Here is a 17,561-nt window from a genome sequence, read left to right on the forward strand (position 1 = left end):
TGATGGTTTGTTGCGTTTCGTTCGGGAATGGGGCCTAACCGTCTTTTATTAACAGTATTTTCAGCCTTGTTCTTGATTCTATTTGTCGGACGCTCTGTTCAGGCCAGTGTGGTTATTACCGGCACCCGGGTAATTTATCCGGAAAAACAAAAAGAAGTGACGGTAAAGGTTAATAACACCGGCACCGGCCCGGTGGTATTACAAAGCTGGATTGACAACGGGGATGTGAATGCCCGCCCGGAAACATTAAAAGTGCCTTTTGTACTGACACCACCGATTAACCGGGTTGAGCCGAATAAAAGCCAGACACTGCGCATCAGTTATACCGGTGCGGCGTTACCAAAAGATAAAGAATCTGTTTTTTGGTTAAATGTATTAGAGATACCGGCTAAAGCGGATGCGGGTAGCAGCCAGAACTATTTACAGATGGCCTACCGCTCCCGTATTAAATTGTTCTTCCGTCCTACCGGTTTGGTCGGTAATCCTAATGATGCCGCACAATCTTTAGTCTGGACCAAAGTCCCCGGCGGACTTAAAGCCACCAATCCGACACCGTTTCATGTTTCTTTGGTCACGGTGGGGATAACGGGCAGTAAAACAGCGCCGGTTGAAGGCCAAATGATTAGCCCTAATAATTCGCTGACCTTTTCGTTACCGGGAAATACCGCCGGCAATAGCGTTGATTTTGAATTTATTAATGATTATGGCGCACTCAATAAACTGAGTCAGCCCATTAAACCTTAATTTAATTTATCAATAACAGCCCTACATAGCGTCCGCTGATGACCACATTTATTTCGTGGGGGCGGAATACGTCTGTACACTACGGAATAATTGAATAATGAAACACCCTGCAATCACATTCTCTGCAGAATTGTCTGCCCGTAGTGGTCGTTTAACGCCCGTGGCGGCTGCCCTTATTGCTGCTTTTTTATCGCCGACTGTTTTGGCTGTTGAGAGCGTTGAGGCCAACGCCTCCCCTCAGACTGGCCATTCCCAGTCGGCCGAGTTTGACAGTATCTTTCTCAATACCGAACACGGTGGTTCCGGCATTGATTTAAGCCGCTTCTCGAAAGGGGGCAGCGTGTTACCCGGCACTTACCGGGCTGACATTTATTTAAACAATACCCTGATTGGCAATGAGAATGTGGAATTTAAGGCCCGCGACGATAAAAGTGTCCATGCCTGCTTATCCTCGTCGGTCATTGCCAGTCTTAATCTCAAGACAGAAGCATTGCCGCCTGAATCACTGGCCCCGCTGAAAAAAGAGGACGGCTGTGTTGATCTGGCGTCGCTGCTCCCCGATGCCCAGGTGGCTTTTGACAGCGGCGAACAACGGCTGGATATCGCTATTCCCCAGGCATTGTTACTCCGTACCGCCCGTGGCACCGTCAACCCCGCGTTGTGGGACAGCGGCGTGACGTCAGGGATGTTGGGCTATTCACTCAATGGCTACAGCTCCTCCGCCAACGGACAGACATTTAACTCGGCTTTTGCCGGGATTAACACCGGGGTAAACCTCGGCTCATGGTATTTCCGTCATAACGGCTCGTATAACTGGCAAGAAGACGGTGACAGCAAATACACCAGTATTAACAGTTATGTGCAGCGGGATGTCCCGGCTGCGCTGGGCCGGGTGTTGCTGGGACAATCCAATACCACCGGGCAGTTATTCGATACCGTGCCTTTCACTGGAGCACAATTCAGCACCGATGACCGCATGTTGCCAGAGTCCCTGCGTGGCTATGCGCCGGAAGTGCGCGGGATTGCCCGCACCAATGCGCTGGTGACCGTGCGCCAGAGTGGTCAGGTATTGTATGAAACCACGGTTTCGCCGGGCGAATTTATCATTGATGACCTCTATCCGACCGGTTACGGCGGCAATCTGGATGTCACGGTGCGTGAAGCCGACGGCAGCACACAGAATTTCCAGGTGCCGTTTGCGGCAGTGGCGCAATTGCTGCGCCCCGGTTCGCAGCGCTACAGCCTGACGGTGGGTAAAGTGCGCAATGATTCGCTCTCCTTTACCCCGGGTCTTTATCAGGGAACCTATCAGCGTGGTCTGAATAACAGCATTACCGGTTATACCGGGGCGCAGGCCAGTGAAGACTACTATGCCGTGCAGGTCGGGACTGCGTTCAGTACCCCGATTGGGGCGGTGGCGGTCGACGTGACCCAGGCCAATACCCGCCTGCGTAACGGCAATGAAAGTGGCCAGAGCTATCAGGTCAGTTACAGCAAGGTGATTGCTGAAACCAACAGTAACCTGAGTGTGGCGGCGCACCGCTTTTCGACTCAGGGCTATCTCGATTTCGCCACGGCGATGCAAACCCTTGATGCCGAACGTCAGGGCTATGACGCCAACAGTATCTACCGGGCAAAAAACCGCTTAACCGTGACCGCCAATCAGGGGTTACCGGACGGCTGGGGCCAGATGTATATCAGTGGTTCTTTGCAGGATTACTGGAATAAAGGTGGCAGTGACCAGCAGTATCAGGTGGGTTACAGCAACAACTATAAAAGCATGACCTACGGCGTCAGCGTGAACCGCAGCCGCTCCGGGTTTGGCGAGATGCAAAATACTTATCTGGTCAGTATGAGTTTCCCGTTGGGGCGTAATGACCAGCAGAACGTGCCGCAAATGCGACTGGAAATGAACCGCAATGGTCAGGGCAACTGGGGCGAACAGGCATCGGTTTCAGGCAGTGCTGGCGAGCAAAGCCAGTTCAGTTATGGGGCAACCGCCATGAACAGCAACGGCGGCTCGGGGGCCAGTGGCAGTGTCAATGGTCAGTACCGCGGTTCTAAAGCCACCAGTATGGCGTCTTACGGTGGCGGTCGCGACTATCAGAGTGGCTCGGTCGGCATTTCAGGCAGCATGATTGCCCACCCCGGTGGCGTGACATTAACGCCGTACAGCAGTGAGACCTTTGCGGTGGTGGAAGCTAAGGGCGCTGAAGGGGCCGAAGTGTCCGGTTACTCCGGCGTGAAAATTGATTCACGGGGTTATGCCGTGGTGCCGTATCTGAGTGCCTATCAGATGAATGAGATAACCATCGATCCGAAGGGGACCTCTTATGACGTGGAGCTGGAATCCACCAGTCAGAAAGTGGCGCCGAATGCCGGTGCGGTGGTGATGGTGAAATATAAAAGTACCAAAGGGTATCCAATTTTGGTCAATGCCACCCAGTCAGATGGCGAGCCGGTGCCGTTTGGCGCACAAGTATTAGACACCAAAGGCCAGGTGGTGGGTTCTGTCGGTCAGGGTGGTCAGATTTATGCGCGGGTGAGCGAGGAGCGTGGCCGTTTGCAAGTCAGTTGGGGTGAAGGTACCGGCCAGCAATGTTACCTGAACTATATTCTGCCGCCACAGTTAGCCAACGGTAAAGTCACGGCGATGATGCGTTTTACCTCAACCTGTGTGCCTCAGGGCCAGGCTGACGAGCGCCGGGCCACGACCATAAAAAGTGAGTGATATCATGAAAAAGCTCCTGTTGGTTTGTCTGGTTTTGATGCCAATAAAATCAGTTTACGCATTGACTTGCACCTATATCACGGGCAGGGAGGCGATAAATACTACCATTCAGCTTCAGGGTGCCAATATTACTGTAGGCCCTGACATGCCAGACGGCACTGTGCTGTACCGACAATATTTCAAGCCATCGTTTCAACCTGCGATCAATTGCGATGGTGGCCATACTTTTACGGTAAATGATGTGATAAGGCTGGCACCCAGACCATTATCATCCTGGAATGGAAACCCTTATCCCGGGCAAATATATGAAACCGGTGTTCCAGGTATTGGCTTTGTTGCCTGGTACTCTGGCACTCCGTTTCCGAGGTTAAGAACCCAGGGAACTGCCCCTGGTTCCGTCACCCGCAGCTTTGCACCTGAATTCGACATCTCTTTAGTCAAGATAGGACCGGTAACCCCCGGTATTCTGCTTGGGTCTAATCTCCTCACGGTTGGGGTTGATTATAATGTGCAGGGTGTACCTACCATGCCAATATTGACGGCAAACTTTGGTGGTTCTATCAATATAGTTTCACGTACCTGCACAACACCCAGCAATATCAATGTTCAACTGGGCAGTCATAATATAAATACCGAATTTAAAAGTGTCGGCAGTGTGACACCGTGGATAGATGCGAGTATTAAATTTACGGATTGCCCCTATTTTTATGGGACGAAAGAGGATGGCCGGAATTTCTTTTACTCAAACGATGGCACTCAGGGTACCGGAGCCTCTAAAGCGAATACCATTACAGTTTCACTGACACCATCAAACCCTATTATTAATTCTGCCAGTGGCATTATGGCGGTCAACTCATCGACACAAATGCCCGCAGCTCAAGGTGTAGGGATTCAATTAGGTTCGGGGAATAATACCGAAACACCGGTGCCATTTAATTTTGGTGCTACCCCGAGATTTACACCAGCGAATGATGGTACACCGACGTTTAAAATTCCATTATCCGCACGGTATTACCAAACCAGTGCGACAGTACAGCCCGGCAGAGCCGATGGAAGGCTAACGTTTACCATTAATTATTATTAGAAACAGTGCCTAAGCGATTACAAATATTCTCACTTTATTTTCATCACGGTGAGATGAGTTAATAAGTAAACATTGGAATTTACACCTGCTTCGATGATCACAAAGCGAGTAATAATATGAATAAGCTTAATAAATTAATTTTGCTAAGTGCGTTATTGAGTTGCAGCCAATATGCATTGGCACTGGCGACGTGCACCACTAAAATTACACCGGCGCGGACCTTTGTTGCCACCCTGTCGCCCGCCAGTATTACTGTCGGGCCTGATATGCCGAATGGAACGGTGGTGTATCGGCTTGATTTCAGAGATCCGGGTACCGCGACAGATGCGTTTACTTGCGGTGCGGGGTCTTTTAACGCGCCTCAAACTCTTGAATATACCAGTACACCCACGATAGCCAATTGGAGCGGTACTCCTTTCCCTAATCGTGTTTATCAGACCCAGGTTCCTGGTATTGGGGTTGTTGTGTCGAGCGATTTGAGCAACCAAGCATTACCAACGGTCGCCTACACAACGACTTATTCCGGAGATTCTTTCTTCAATTTTAACGTCAGAATCAATGCGGTACTGTCTCTGATAAAAATAGGCCCTGTTTCTCCTGGTACGATTAACGGTGCTCTTTTGCCGCGCGTGAGATTAAATCTTTCGACGGACCCGACGCTTACAAATAGTACACCGATACCGATTTATAACCTCAGTTTTGGTGGTAGCTTGAATATTGTGTCTCAAACCTGCACTACCCCCGATGTGAATGTTGCGATGGGGTCTTTTGAGGTGAGTAAATATTTTACCGGGATTGGATCGACCACACCGTGGAAAGATGCATCAATTAACCTGACGAACTGTCCCGTTTTCCATGGGTATTTTAATAATAGCTCCTACAATACCTCGCCGGGAAGTGGTGTTACGACAGTGGGTCAGCCTATCAATAATACGTTAAGTGTCAAATTGACCCCAGCGACAGCAATATTGAATTCGAGTAATGGTATTTTTGCTATCGACAGTTCTAATGCTTCAGCTGCAAAAGGCGTCGGAATACAATTGGGTTATGGTGCGACAAGTTCACCGTCTCTTTTGGATTTTTCCAAAAATATCACAGTATCTCTCACCAGTAGTCAACAATCAGTGAAGATACCGTTATCTGCACGATATTATCAAACAGCATCGACAGTCTCGCCAGGAAGAGCCGATGGGAAAGTGGTATTTTTGATTAACTATTATTAATAAATTACGTTAAATAGTGTTATTAGCCTCGCCATAGGGAAAGTGAATTTCTCCATGACATTATGGATAAATCACCTTGAACTTAATACACATATGGTTTGAGGCTGTTGAGCATTACTGTTATTTTTTATTGTTCTAAAGGGTAGTTATTTTCACGATTAACCACTATTAAACCAGGATGGATAAAGAGACCAGGGACGGTCTCAACGCATACTCTTTGATCCACACCAGATATTTTATTTGCGTTTAACTGTTTGTTTATTCGATTAATCGTTAGATAATCCAAATGTAAAAGGTGATTTATGAGATATGTTATTATATACAGTGGTAGTGATTTAATTCGGTTTGCTTTAAGGCAAATTTCCGAGCCTATTATTTTTACCCAGCAGAGCGAGTTCAGCGTTACCCTTAAAGTCTGTACCACGTTACCTGAATTTGAATCTCTGGTTTCAAACTCTTTCAATCCCGTAGTCATTTTTGATATTGATAATGTCTCTATGTTAGATCAATTTCGTATTTTTAAATTGATTGACAAGGCAGTAAAGAAAAAAAACTGATTCTTTATTCTAAAGAGTGTGGGTTTTCAGTTAATTATTTTTTTTCAAAAAAAACAGATGTTGTCTATCTCTGTAAAACCACAGACGTTCTAGAAATAGAATGCGCAATCTACAATTGTCTCTATTGTCAAGGTTCTTTATTGAATGAGCTACCGACTATTTATCAAAATCCTAAATTGAAATCATCAAAACTCACAAAGAGAGAAAAAGAGATTTTTCCGTGTTTATTGTCTGGCATGTCGAATGAAAACATGTCGATGATATTTGATATCAGTAAAGGAACGATAAGTACTCACAAGATGAATATATTCAAAAAATACTGTGTAACCAGTCTGACTCAACTCTACTATAGATATAAGTGTCAGAGTGTGACGGAATAAATACGATGACCTTTGGGGGTATCTTGGGAATTTTCATTATCCGTATATGACACCATCATTAACTGATGGTGTTTCAATTTAGTCAGGGGCATACGCTTTGCCTGTTACTAGAATGAAGATTTTTAACTTATCATCACCATCTATTGGCAACCGCCCCTATTGTTCCAATGAAAAAATTCCATATCATTCAAATAAATAACATGACCCGCACCTTTCGTGACAGCAAAATTAATAAAATTTCAACATGCCGTTATTTATAACTAATCTGAGTAACTGCGAAAGTTTTTTCTTTATTAAGGTAATTAGTATTAACGTTAAATAACTTATTTTCTATATAATAAATGGCATTTTTAGTTTTACTTAATCGGTTAAGGATTTTCGGATTTTTTCCAATATCATTAGTTCGATATGTGGACTCAGTTATTGTACCTACAAATTTAATATTCCCATTCGCATAGGCTAAATTTACACTAACCAAAATGAAAATTGCCATGATTAATTTTAACATCATTGAACACCTTCCATTGTTTACAGGATGATAAACGTTAGTTAATAAAACCCTACAATTGAAACATAGAGCAGACAACAAAAAGCGTCAATTGACTATTTTATACTTTAAAATAAAAAATCATAAAATCTGATAACTAAATACATCACTATTGAAAACAACGAAGAAGTCCAAAAAACGGTCGTTTATTGGACTTCATTCATGACGTTCTCCAATTAACCCGGAACCCGCATTGCAGGAGTTCACTTTCTCATTCCACTATTCATTTTCCATCTATACTCAAATTTTAAGACTTAGTGGAATGAATAGCATGTTGATCGGTTACGCCCGTGTTTCCACCGATGACCAAAATCTCGACCTCCAGCGGGATGCTTTAACACAAGCAAAGTGTGAGCGGATTTTTGAAGATACCGTCAGTGGTGCCTTTTCGGAACGCGAGGGATTGACACGACTGATCGACACCCTTCGACCTGGAGACACCGTCGTGATATGGCGACTGGACCGACTTGGACGATCACTCAAAAACCTGCTGCAGTTGATTGAACGTTTGGAAAAAATTCAAGTGGGGTTACACAGTCTACAGGAGAATATCGATACCACCTCCAGTGGGGGGCGGTTGGTGTTTCATCTGTTTGGTGCATTAGCCGAATTTGAGCGGAACCTCACTCGTGAACGGACTCAGGCAGGGTTATCTGCGGCCCGTGCCAGAGGGCGGCAAGGAGGAAGGCCCGCCATGCTTAATCCCGCCAAACGAGCACTGACACTGAAGTTACATCAGGAACGGAAGCATACCGTTGAGGAAATCTGCAGCATGATGGGGATCTCAAAATCAACGTTGTATAACTACCTGAGTAAGGCGGATAAAGATGGCATCGGAATGGCGTAAACATATTCCGGTTGATGCATTATTACAGTTGCGACAGCGGCTGGATCGTTTGCCGCGCAAAAGTACTGAAAGAGCGGCTCAGATAGCTGCAATGTCTAACCTATATGGTCTGTCACCAACATCGGTTTACCGAGCGCTAAATGACCTTCTCAAACCCCATGCAGCTCACCGTATTGATCACGGGCAACCACGGGTCATGCCTAAGCCTGATCTGGAGAAATACTGCGAATTGGTCGCCGCGCTTAAATTCAGAACCACGAATAAACAGGGACGCCATCTTTCAACACGCCGGGCTATTGAATTACTGGAGGACTACGGTGTTGATACTGAGCAGGGACACATTCAGGCTCCAAAAGGAATATTGACCCGGAGTACCGTAAATCGGTATTTATCCCGCTGGCATCTGGATCAACCGCCCCATTCCCGAACGAAACGCAACAAACCATCATGCGTTATGCAGCGAGTAGATACTCTAAAAATACCTCATTCGGTGAGCTGTATTCCAGAGATTTGCGCCCCCGAGTGTTGAGGATGTGCTCCAGTCTCGCAATATCTTCATCGCTGACGCCATTAAAATCGGTTCCTTTCGGATAAAACCGCCGTATCAGACCGTTGGTATGCTCATTCAACCCCCGCTCCCAGGAATGATAAGGCCGGGCAAAGTAAACCTTTGCGCCCGTTACCTGAGTGATGTCCTTATGTTTCGCAAACTCGGGTCCGTTATCTGCCGTCAGGGTTTTAAACTCGCAGAAAGTATTCGCCACGATGTCCCTGAACGCTTCCACGACGCTCTCAGCGCACTTATTGGGGAGTTTACGGATAATGACCTGCTTTGTGGCTTTGTCCACGACCGTCAGCAGGAATGACTTCTGGTCTTTGCCAAAAATCGTATCGATTTCAACATGCCCGGGAACCTGTTTGAGTTCAGCCTCAGCAGGCCTGTGCTCAATGCCAACCCTGTCCGGGATGGGCGTGCGTCCGGGCTCACCCGTATCATAGCGATAGCGTTTACCCCGGTGAGGGAGCTGAAGGTAAAGCTTACCGCCAGCCTGTCTGTCCGAACGGATATAGCGGTAGAGGGTATTTTTGCTGACGGCGATATCAAACTGGATTTTCAGTCTCCCACAGATAACCTCAGGGGAGGTATGTACAGCCAGCGCCTGCCGGAGAAAGTCTTGTGTCTGCTGGCCCAGAGGGACACAGGCATTGTGTGCCGAGGTGGCGCCCCGCCGTTGTCTGGCTAAGGCATCAGCGCGTCTGGAGGAGTAAAGTCCGTTGAAGGCGGGGTCCGTATTACGTCTGAGCTCCCGGCTCAGGGTAGAGCGAGAGACGCCGAGCTCTCTGGCAATGCAGGACTGATTAACGCCTTCAGCTTTTCGTTTTTCGATGTAAAAGCGCTCATGCTGAGTCAAATGTTTTCCCTTCATGCAACAGGGTCTCCGACAGGGTCAATACGGCTATTTTATCCGTACCTGACCGGTGGGTCACTTTGTTGCATTTCGTTTGGGAATTGGCGACCTCATCTACATCGACCTCCTGCAGCGGTTCGTTTTCAAGCTGAGTGCAGTAATGACTGCTGGCAGTTTGACATGTCACCTTCCGACCTTAAGCACATCGACGTACCTGATTGGGTCGATCCAAACAAAGGTGAGCCGACATTGATGCTGTTCAGTGTGGTTGATGATCGCAGTGGCGTAGCCTATCAGGAATATCATTGTGTTTACGGTGAGGACGCCGAATCTGCATTGAGATTTCTTTTTGCGGCAATGGCATCTAAAGCCGAAGATATATTCCCTTTCCAAGGGCGGCCGCAGATGATTTATCTCGATAATGGTCCCGTGGCCAAAAGTCGCGTTTTTCAGAATGTGATGTTGGCGCTAGGTATTGAATGGTTGACACACCTCCCCGCAGGGAAAGATGGTGAACGTGTGACCGCTCGGTCCAAAGGAAAAGTGGAACGCCCGTTCCGCACCGTTAAAGAAGCTCATGAAACGCTGTACCATTTTCATAAGCCCGAAACAGAGCAGCAGGCAAATGCCTGGCTGTGGCGCTATTTACACCACTACAACGGTCAGCCTCATCGTTCTGAATCGCATTCACGGCTTGAAGACTGGTTGGATAACGTCCCCGCCAACGGGATCCGTGAAATGTGTACCTGGGAACAGTTTTGTCGTTTTGCCAGAGAGCCTGAGCGACGCAAAGTCGGTATCGATGCACGAGTTACGGTGGAAGGTACTGCTTATGAAGTTGAATCGGATTTGGCTGGGGAGACCGTGATACTCCTGTGGGGACTGTTTGACAATGAACTCTATGTTGAGTTTGAAGGTGAACGGACAGGGCCGTATTATCCTGTTTCTGGGCCAATTCCACTTAATCGTTACCGGGCATTTAGGCAAGGTAGGATTAGTCAACGCGCTGATCGTATTCGCACATTGGCCCAGCAGCTCAAGTTACCCATAGCGGCGTTAACAGGGGAAAGCATTCAGTTAGTTACTCAATTGCTCCCGAACGACCTTCCCAAACAAGCTTTCCCAGTAATACATGAAGAATGTTATGCCAACGTTATCGTTGCTAAGTTAGCGATCGCCAGCGAATTAGCCACTCCATTGGCAAAATTGGCAGCTCCCGAGCGGCATTTTATTGACCAGATACTGAGTGAAACACTCATACGCCGCATTGTACTGGCCCGCGTACGAGATTATTTTCGTAAAAAGAAACAGGAAGAAGATCATGCGAGTTGAGGTCATGCAATATTATGGTCTGGTAAACCCACTGAGTCAGGCCGGCTATTATGAAACAGAAAGCCATAAACAACTGACGAAAGATATCAAAGCCGCTATTTTTGAAGGGCGGCTTATCGCACTTTGCGGTGTCGTAGGGTGCGGTAAAACAGTCACATTGCGACGACTTCAGCAAATTCTCAAAGATGAAAACCGTGTGACGGTGGCCAAATCACTGTCGGTGGAGAAAAGCAGCATTAAGCTGGCTACGCTGATTTCTGCTCTGTTCTATGATTTGGTTCAGGATAAAGCGGTACAAATTCCCAAGCAAGGCGAACGTCGGGAACGAGAATTGCAGGAGTTGATTAAGAAAAGTAAGCGTCCCGTCGCTCTGTTTGTGGATGAAGCGCATGATCTTAATGGTCATACCCTCATCGGTTTAAAGCGTTTGATGGAAGTCGTGGAGGACGGTGGCGGGCGGTTATCCGTTATCCTGGCCGGTCATCCTAAATTGAGAAATGACTTACGTAGGCCGACGATGGAAGAAATCGGCTACCGGACAGAGATTTTCACTCTGGACGGCATTGCTGGTAGCCAGCGAGAGTATATCCAATGGTTGCTGAATATCTGTGCTTCCCCTGTGGCCGATGGGGAGCCAATTTTGACAGAAGATGCTATCGATATCTTGGCAACAAAGTTACGTACACCACTACAGGTGCAACAACATCTGACATTGGCGCTAGAAGCTGGCTATCTTACCGGAGAACGTCCTGTTACAGCTCAATTGGTCGACAGTATCCTGTCGCGGAAACTGGATGATCTGGAACCTACATTGACACGCCACGGCTATCGTTTGAAAGATATGGTCGAACAGTTCGATGCCAAACCTGCCGAGATCAGGGCTTTATTTAATAATCAGTTGGATCCGACACGTACGGCAGAGTTACGTGATCGTATTTTGGCTGCCGGATTACCTATTTAGTATCAAAAATTGACCATCTCATAGCGAATGATTACCTTCGAGTGCATCTGGCGTTTAAAATTTTAGAGTTGCAGTTATTGTGGGTCCATGAAGATGGAATGCAGGTCAGCCCCATAAAATGCAGGTTCATTTGCAGATATTGTGGGTTTATATCCACCGATAGTTGCAGTTAGTGTGAGCCGAAAAACGCAATAAATGCAGGTTTGGCGGATTTCAAACGCAGGTTGCTACAAATAGCAGTTGAAAATCACCAGTAATGCCTTCAGTCAACGAACCGACAACTCCCAGTCCACTAGCACAAAACAGCACAATCATCGCGGTGAAACTCTGCGCAAACTCCTGCGGCGGCAATGTACTGCGTGATGGAATAACTCGTTCCAACATTATACGGGTTTTATTTGCCCCCCATTTTACCCCCTGCTCAAGGGATAATAACTCCCCCACGGCTGTCCCGATAATCAACGCCAAAATAACCGCTGGCATAAAATGTACTTTTACCACCATCACAATACCGATGGAGATAGAAGCTAGCGCAAACGTAGCCGGTAACCCTTCCTGTAAACGCTTAGGGACATGACGCGCTAGTAATACGCCAACTATCCCCCCCAGGATAATGCCTGCACTGTTAATAAATGGGCCAACCATACCGTGCTCCCAATGGCTAAAACGCGTTCTGCTGATAAAAAATGTGTCTGTTTTAGAATTAGGAATTTCGATAATAGCTAAAGACAAACAACTGATATGAGGTATCCCGACCACTGGAATCCCCCATACAGACAAATTATATGTTACGGTGTCACAAACCCCAATTCCTGCGAAATTCGCTGGGCCGTAGCCAGAATAGGTTTAATTAGGGTTTTTACCCCCACCTGTTGCAGTTTGGCTGTGGGCAGGGAAACTGAAACGGAGTACGGTACCCGTTGCTGAATATCAAAAACAGGAGCCGCCACACAAGATACACCTAGCTCATTCTCTTCACGGTCCATCGCCAGCCCCGCTTGACGAATATCTGCCAGCTCCTGGTACATTTTGGGTAATTCGGTGATGGTATTGTGCGTCAGCGGCTGAATCTCATGCTGATGGCTCTGCCAATAATCATCTGGATAGTCACTTTTACCGTACGCCATAAATATCTTACCCATCGCCGAGCAGTACAGTGGCATATGCTGCCCGATATAAGCGCGGGTGCGCATCATGCCAGTGGTAGGTTCTAACTTATAAATCAGGATAACGTGGTCATCTTCGCGGGTTGAAAAATTGACTGTCTCACCAAGCTCAAGATTGAGTTGTTCTAAATGTGGGGCCGCGACATGGATAATATTCAGTGATGACAGTGCTTTTTGGCCAATTGAGATGAACTTGGTTGTCAGCCGATAACTGCCTGGAGAAGGCGCCTGAGTGACATAGCCACAGGTATGTAGCCCTTGCAATAACCGATGAACGGTACTTTTGTTCATCCCGGCCAATTCAGATAGATGCGCCAATGGGCAGCCATTAGGGTAATTACTTAATATCTCAATCAGTTGCAGCCCGCGGAACAGACTTTGGCTGCCTAACGGCTTATCTTTCTTGTCATCTGTGAGTATAAGGGCCATAGACGATATCCTTGTTGTTTAGCATGAAATGGTACTCCAAAGCCGCAGTCTGTGTGAAGCACGAAACAGTGTTTCGTTATCATCCCTGGCGCTGTATCTCGCAACATTTATCCAACATAAGAAGTGCGTAGTTCGTCACATTTCCACAAACAAATAAATAAGTACTTGTTTTTTATAGCAACTTAATTCATCACTTCTTTTGCTTTAGCGAAGATATCAGCATATTATTTTTGAAATCAGATTTCGCATGTTGAAATATAAAGTCTAGTTTATGCTCGATAACCACTAAATCGCGAATGCTTTCACTCAAGACATTCACCGGATAAGGGGCGTCACACTGATGAATACCACTGAATTGGGCCAACCCATTCTCTCGATGCGCCATATCATCAAAGGATTTGGCGGCAATATTGCGGTCAACGATGTCAGTCTTGATGTTATGCCAGGCGAAGTACTGGCATTGCTCGGCGAAAACGGCGCAGGAAAATCCACTCTAATCAAAGTATTGGCGGGCGTCTACCCACGGGACAGTGGCGATATTCTGTTCCAGGGAAATAACATACGTTCTGCCGCAGAAATTAAAAGTGATACTCGTCAGCCTATTGCTTTTATCCATCAGGATTTAGGGCTAATTGACTGGATGACCGTTGCCGAAAATATGGCGTTGGTGGTGGGGTTTCCGCGTCGATTCGGTCTGATTAATTGGTCAGCTATTCGCCTGCAAGCCAGTCGGGCTTTACAGGATATCGGCATTGACCTCTCACCTGATGCGCGCGTGTTTGAACTGTCGCGCACTGAAAAGTCATTATTGGCCATTGCCCGCGCCGTTGCGGTTAATGCCGAACTATTGGTGTTGGATGAGCCGACCGCCTCTCTACCCGCCAACGATGTCCGCCATTTATTTGAAGTGATTAACCGCCTGAGGGATAAACATGTTGGCATGATTTATGTCACTCATCGTTTGGATGAAGTGATTGAAATTGCCGACCGGGTGTGTGTGATGCGGGATGGACGCTATGTTGCGGGTGGGAATACCGCCGATTACTCATTGCGTGATCTGGTGCAAATGATTGTTGGTGAAGCCATGGGCGACTCCCAGCGTGAACCGTTACCTGAAGCCAGTAAACCTGTATTACAGCTTAACGCGGTGGTGGTAGGTGAGATTGGCCCGGTTACTTTCAGCCTACAACCAGGCGAAATGCTGGCACTAGCGGGGCTAAGAGGAGCGGGCCAAGAAGAGTTAGGCCGCCTGCTATTTGGTTTACGCCATTGTGATCAGGGTGAAATTATTTTCCGCGACCGCCCCTATACCGCCGCCTCACCGCAGCAAGCTATGGCAGCAGGTGTTTCCCTGGTGGCCGGTGACCGCACCGGTGAAAGTCTGGTGATGTCGATGTCGGTGCGCGAAAACCTATTCATTAACCCAATTGCCAGCGGTCACAAATTACTTTCCCGTTATAGCACCCGCAGCGAAATGGGGGAAAGTTGGTGGAAAGTGCAGTTATTCGATGTCCGACCTAAAGACGTAAATATTGATATCAGTGCCCTTTCCGGCGGTAACCAACAAAAAGTGGTCATGGCACGCTGGATGCACCTGGGCGCGCCATTACTGATCCTTGAAGATCCAACTGCTGGCGTGGATGTTGGCGCGCGTGCTGAAATTTATCACTTATTAAACAAATCATTAGCAGAAGGTGTGGCGGTTTTGGTGATTTCCAATGATTTAGAGGAGATCGCACATATCTGTAATCGGGCATTGGTGTTTAACCGTGGCGAAGTGGTTGGTGAACTGCGTAACCAGCAGGTCTCGTTCGCTAATTTATTGGAGTTGGCGTCTGCCAGCACCGGGGAAGTTACATCCGTTTAAAACAGCGACCTGTGCTAATGGTTACATCGCCCCTCGCGGTGTCATTGTGGTGCTCAGGTTTCGGAGAGTGTTATGTCTAAAACATCCATAAAATCGACAGCGCTTGAACAACGAGTCAGCCTGAGTGAACACGGTTTCGGTGCCTGGTCCATGCAGGCCATGACGCGCTACGGCTTACTATTATTGTGTATTTTATTGGTGCTGGTGTTCTCACTGACCACCCCGTCGTTTGCTTCCATGCTCACTTTGCAGGCCATTTTGTCCAGTAAATCAAAAATTGCTTTGCTGGCACTGGCCGCCACTATTCCGATGATTGTCGGCAAGATCGATTTAAACGTCGGTTTCGGTATTGTGCTCTGGCACATTCTGGCGATAACCCTGCAAGTGCAATACGGTTTTTCTTGGCAGGCTGCCGTCATAACCGTATTGATAATTTCGGCACTTTACGGGCTATTAAACGGCATATTGGTAGCATTAGCCGACATTGATAGCTTTGTGGCGACCTTAGGCTCCGGCACCGTGCTTTACGCCATCGCGTTATGGCACTCAGGTGGTCGTCAGATAGTCGGTGATCTTCCTGATGCTTTTATTGCACTGCACCATACCGAGATATTCGGCATTCCTATTGTTGCGTTCTATGTATTGATTATTGCCGTGGTGCTGTGGCTCATTACCGAACATACCCCGCTTGGCCGCTGTATGTATGCCGTAGGTGGGAATCCCGCGGCCGCCCGGCTTAACGGGATTTCGGTCAACCGTTTTACTGTCGGTGCATTTATCACCTCCAGCGTGTTGACCGGATTCAGTGGTGTGCTCATCGCCTCGGAGCAAGGGGTTGGCCAGGCCAGTGTCGGTATGGACTATCTGTTACCAGCACTGGTCGGTGCCTTCCTCGGCAGTACCACCATCCGCCCAGGCCGGGTCAATGTATGGGGAACGGTAGTAGGGATTGCGATTCTGGCAATTGGTATTGCAGGTATTCAGCAATTCGGTGGCGAGTTCTGGGTTGAACCCTTGTTTAACGGTGCCACATTGCTGCTTTCCATCACCTTAGCCGGTTATGCCCAACGGCGCAGATTATTGAATCAAAAAGCCGTCAAGCCCAGCCAAACGCCGGGCAACACTAAAAAAGCTACAAATTCTTAACCTCACCAAGGAACAGAATATGAAACGCAATTTGATACTACAGGGCTTAGTTTTTACCACGCTATTTACCACAGCATTACCCGGCTGGGCTGACAGCTATCTTGATGAAGCCAAGGCCGCAGTCAGTAAGGCCACATCAACGGTGACTGAATGGGATGGCCCCACCAGTGGCCCAGCACTGCAACCCAATAAGCATATTATTTTTATTGCTTCTGATATGAAAAACGGCGGCGTGCAAGGAGTACAAGAAGGCTTATCACAAGCGGCCAAAGCCGCTGGCTGGAAGCTGGAAACACTTGATGGCGGAGGCTCGGTTAAAGATCAGTTATCATCATTAAATCAGGCGATTGCACAAAAACCTGACGGTATTGTTATCGGTGGTTGGAATCCCAATGTCGCGAAAATACCACTCAAAAAAGCCATTGCACAAGGTATTGTGCTGACCGCCTGGCATGCCGTCCCAGAGCCGGGTCCGGTGAAGAATTACAATATTTTTTATAATGTTACCTCCGACTCCAATGATGTAGCCCGTATTGCTGCACTGTATGCCGTAGCAAAATCAGAAGGTCAGGCCAAGGTACTGATTTTCACTGATTCGCTGTATCAAATCGCGTTGGACAAAGCCAATGTGATGAAACAAACCATTGAGAAATGCACCGGATGCCAGGTGATTGAATTTATTGATACCCCGTTGGCAGATACCGCCAACCGTATGCCAGCAATGACTTTCAGCCTGTTACAAAAATACGGTGATAACTTCCAATACGCTTTAGCAATTAACGACCTCTACTTTGATTTTATGGCCCCTGCCCTGAAAACGGCTGGTAAAGGTGGCAAGAACGCGCCTTACAATATTTCGGCGGGGGATGGCTCTATTTCTGCCTATCAACGCATCCGCTCTGGCGACAGCCAGTCAGCTACGGTGCCGGAGCCGTTGAAGCTGCATGGCTGGCAACTACTGGATGAATTTAACCGTGCATTCGCCAAACAGCCTCCCTCTGGCTACGTGACTCCTGCTCATTTGGTTACCCGCGACAATATAAGCAGCGACGGGGGTGATAAACAGATGTTTGACCCACAGAACGATTATCAGGGTCACTATAAAGCTATTTGGGGCGTGAAATAAGTCAGGCGTAAA

Annotated in this window: 12 protein-coding genes and 3 pseudogenes; 12 read left to right on the forward strand and 3 right to left on the reverse strand. The window is 47.5% G+C overall.

What is annotated here, in order from left to right:
• Nucleotides 1-27: 27 nt before the first annotated feature.
• The 7 genes and pseudogenes from ACWJJO_RS12095 to ACWJJO_RS12125 form a co-directional block, all read left to right on the forward strand.
• Nucleotides 28-744: a fimbrial biogenesis chaperone gene (locus ACWJJO_RS12095; RefSeq protein ID WP_481091058.1), complete on the forward strand. Its 717-nt coding sequence runs from the start codon at nt 28-30 to the stop codon at nt 742-744.
• A 97-nt stretch (nt 745-841) separates the two neighbouring features.
• Entirely contained in the window at nt 842-3,475 is a 2,634-nt protein-coding gene (locus ACWJJO_RS12100) for a fimbria/pilus outer membrane usher protein (RefSeq protein ID WP_481091059.1), read from the forward strand.
• Entirely contained in the window at nt 3,468-4,559 is a 1,092-nt protein-coding gene (locus ACWJJO_RS12105; protein WP_481090520.1) for a fimbrial protein, read from the forward strand. The genes ACWJJO_RS12100 and ACWJJO_RS12105 overlap by 8 nt, the downstream gene beginning before the upstream one ends.
• A gap of 116 nt (nt 4,560-4,675) precedes the next feature.
• Complete coding sequence (locus tag ACWJJO_RS12110; protein WP_481091060.1) at nt 4,676-5,782, forward strand: fimbrial protein; 1,107 nt, start codon at nt 4,676-4,678, stop codon at nt 5,780-5,782.
• A 733-nt stretch (nt 5,783-6,515) separates the two neighbouring features.
• Nucleotides 6,516-6,719 (forward strand): helix-turn-helix domain-containing protein, encoded by a 204-nt coding sequence (locus ACWJJO_RS12115; protein WP_481091584.1) that lies wholly within the window; start codon nt 6,516-6,518, stop codon nt 6,717-6,719.
• 818 nt (nt 6,720-7,537) lie between these two features.
• Nucleotides 7,538-8,113, forward strand: a complete 576-nt coding sequence (locus tag ACWJJO_RS12120; protein WP_481091585.1) for a recombinase family protein — start codon at nt 7,538-7,540, stop codon at nt 8,111-8,113.
• A pseudogene (locus ACWJJO_RS12125) lies at nt 8,094-8,573 on the forward strand (IS481 family transposase); the annotation flags it as partial. The gene ACWJJO_RS12120 and the pseudogene ACWJJO_RS12125, both read left to right, overlap by 20 nt.
• Here ACWJJO_RS12125 and ACWJJO_RS12130 read toward each other — a convergent pair.
• Nucleotides 8,566-9,540, reverse strand: a complete 975-nt coding sequence (locus tag ACWJJO_RS12130) for an IS30 family transposase (RefSeq protein ID WP_481090692.1) — start codon at nt 9,538-9,540, stop codon at nt 8,566-8,568. The pseudogene ACWJJO_RS12125 and the gene ACWJJO_RS12130 overlap by 8 nt on opposite strands.
• A gap of 84 nt (nt 9,541-9,624) precedes the next feature.
• Between ACWJJO_RS12130 and ACWJJO_RS12135 the strand changes: the two are divergent.
• Both ACWJJO_RS12135 and ACWJJO_RS12140 read left to right on the forward strand, forming a co-directional pair.
• A pseudogene (locus ACWJJO_RS12135) lies at nt 9,625-10,854 on the forward strand (transposase family protein); the annotation flags it as partial.
• Nucleotides 10,844-11,815, forward strand: a complete 972-nt coding sequence (locus tag ACWJJO_RS12140) for an ExeA family protein (RefSeq protein ID WP_481091061.1) — start codon at nt 10,844-10,846, stop codon at nt 11,813-11,815. The pseudogene ACWJJO_RS12135 and the gene ACWJJO_RS12140, both read left to right, overlap by 11 nt.
• A gap of 228 nt (nt 11,816-12,043) precedes the next feature.
• On the opposite strand, the pseudogene ACWJJO_RS12145 reads toward ACWJJO_RS12140, so the two are convergent.
• A pseudogene (locus tag ACWJJO_RS12145) lies at nt 12,044-12,460 on the reverse strand (DUF554 family protein); the annotation flags it as partial.
• 143 nt (nt 12,461-12,603) lie between these two features.
• On the reverse strand, nt 12,604-13,410 hold the full coding sequence (locus tag ACWJJO_RS12150) for an IclR family transcriptional regulator (protein WP_102970400.1): 807 nt from the start codon (nt 13,408-13,410) through the stop codon (nt 12,604-12,606).
• Nucleotides 13,411-13,750: 340 nt separating this feature from the next.
• On the opposite strand from ACWJJO_RS12150, the gene ACWJJO_RS12155 reads away from it, so the two are divergent.
• From ACWJJO_RS12155 to ACWJJO_RS12165, 3 genes are all read left to right on the forward strand, one after another.
• Complete coding sequence (locus tag ACWJJO_RS12155) at nt 13,751-15,277, forward strand: sugar ABC transporter ATP-binding protein (protein ID WP_481091062.1); 1,527 nt, start codon at nt 13,751-13,753, stop codon at nt 15,275-15,277.
• A 72-nt stretch (nt 15,278-15,349) separates the two neighbouring features.
• Nucleotides 15,350-16,423: an ABC transporter permease gene (locus tag ACWJJO_RS12160; protein WP_372559151.1), complete on the forward strand. Its 1,074-nt coding sequence runs from the start codon at nt 15,350-15,352 to the stop codon at nt 16,421-16,423.
• A 19-nt stretch (nt 16,424-16,442) separates the two neighbouring features.
• The gene (locus tag ACWJJO_RS12165) at nt 16,443-17,549 is read left to right on the forward strand and encodes an ABC transporter substrate-binding protein (RefSeq protein WP_083158690.1); all 1,107 of its coding nucleotides are present in this window, start codon (nt 16,443-16,445) and stop codon (nt 17,547-17,549) included.
• Nucleotides 17,550-17,561 lie beyond the last annotated feature (12 nt).

It is taken from the genome of Yersinia antarctica, assembly GCF_056636475.1.

What these genes read in the sequence shown, in the direction of transcription:
- ACWJJO_RS12095 (WP_481091058.1), top strand. Translation starts at nt 28, where the DNA reads ATGGGGCCTAACCGTCTTTTATTAACAGTATTTTCAGCCTTGTTCTTG.
- ACWJJO_RS12100 (WP_481091059.1), top strand. Translation starts at nt 842, where the DNA reads ATGAAACACCCTGCAATCACATTCTCTGCAGAATTGTCTGCCCGTAGT.
- ACWJJO_RS12110 (WP_481091060.1), top strand. Translation starts at nt 4,676, where the DNA reads ATGAATAAGCTTAATAAATTAATTTTGCTAAGTGCGTTATTGAGTTGC.
- ACWJJO_RS12120 (WP_481091585.1), top strand. Translation starts at nt 7,538, where the DNA reads ATGTTGATCGGTTACGCCCGTGTTTCCACCGATGACCAAAATCTCGAC.
- ACWJJO_RS12130 (WP_481090692.1), bottom strand. Translation starts at nt 9,540, where the DNA reads ATGAAGGGAAAACATTTGACTCAGCATGAGCGCTTTTACATCGAAAAA.
- ACWJJO_RS12140 (WP_481091061.1), top strand. Translation starts at nt 10,844, where the DNA reads ATGCGAGTTGAGGTCATGCAATATTATGGTCTGGTAAACCCACTGAGT.
- ACWJJO_RS12150 (WP_102970400.1), bottom strand. Translation starts at nt 13,410, where the DNA reads ATGGCCCTTATACTCACAGATGACAAGAAAGATAAGCCGTTAGGCAGC.
- ACWJJO_RS12155 (WP_481091062.1), top strand. Translation starts at nt 13,751, where the DNA reads ATGAATACCACTGAATTGGGCCAACCCATTCTCTCGATGCGCCATATC.
- ACWJJO_RS12160 (WP_372559151.1), top strand. Translation starts at nt 15,350, where the DNA reads ATGTCTAAAACATCCATAAAATCGACAGCGCTTGAACAACGAGTCAGC.
- ACWJJO_RS12165 (WP_083158690.1), top strand. Translation starts at nt 16,443, where the DNA reads ATGAAACGCAATTTGATACTACAGGGCTTAGTTTTTACCACGCTATTT.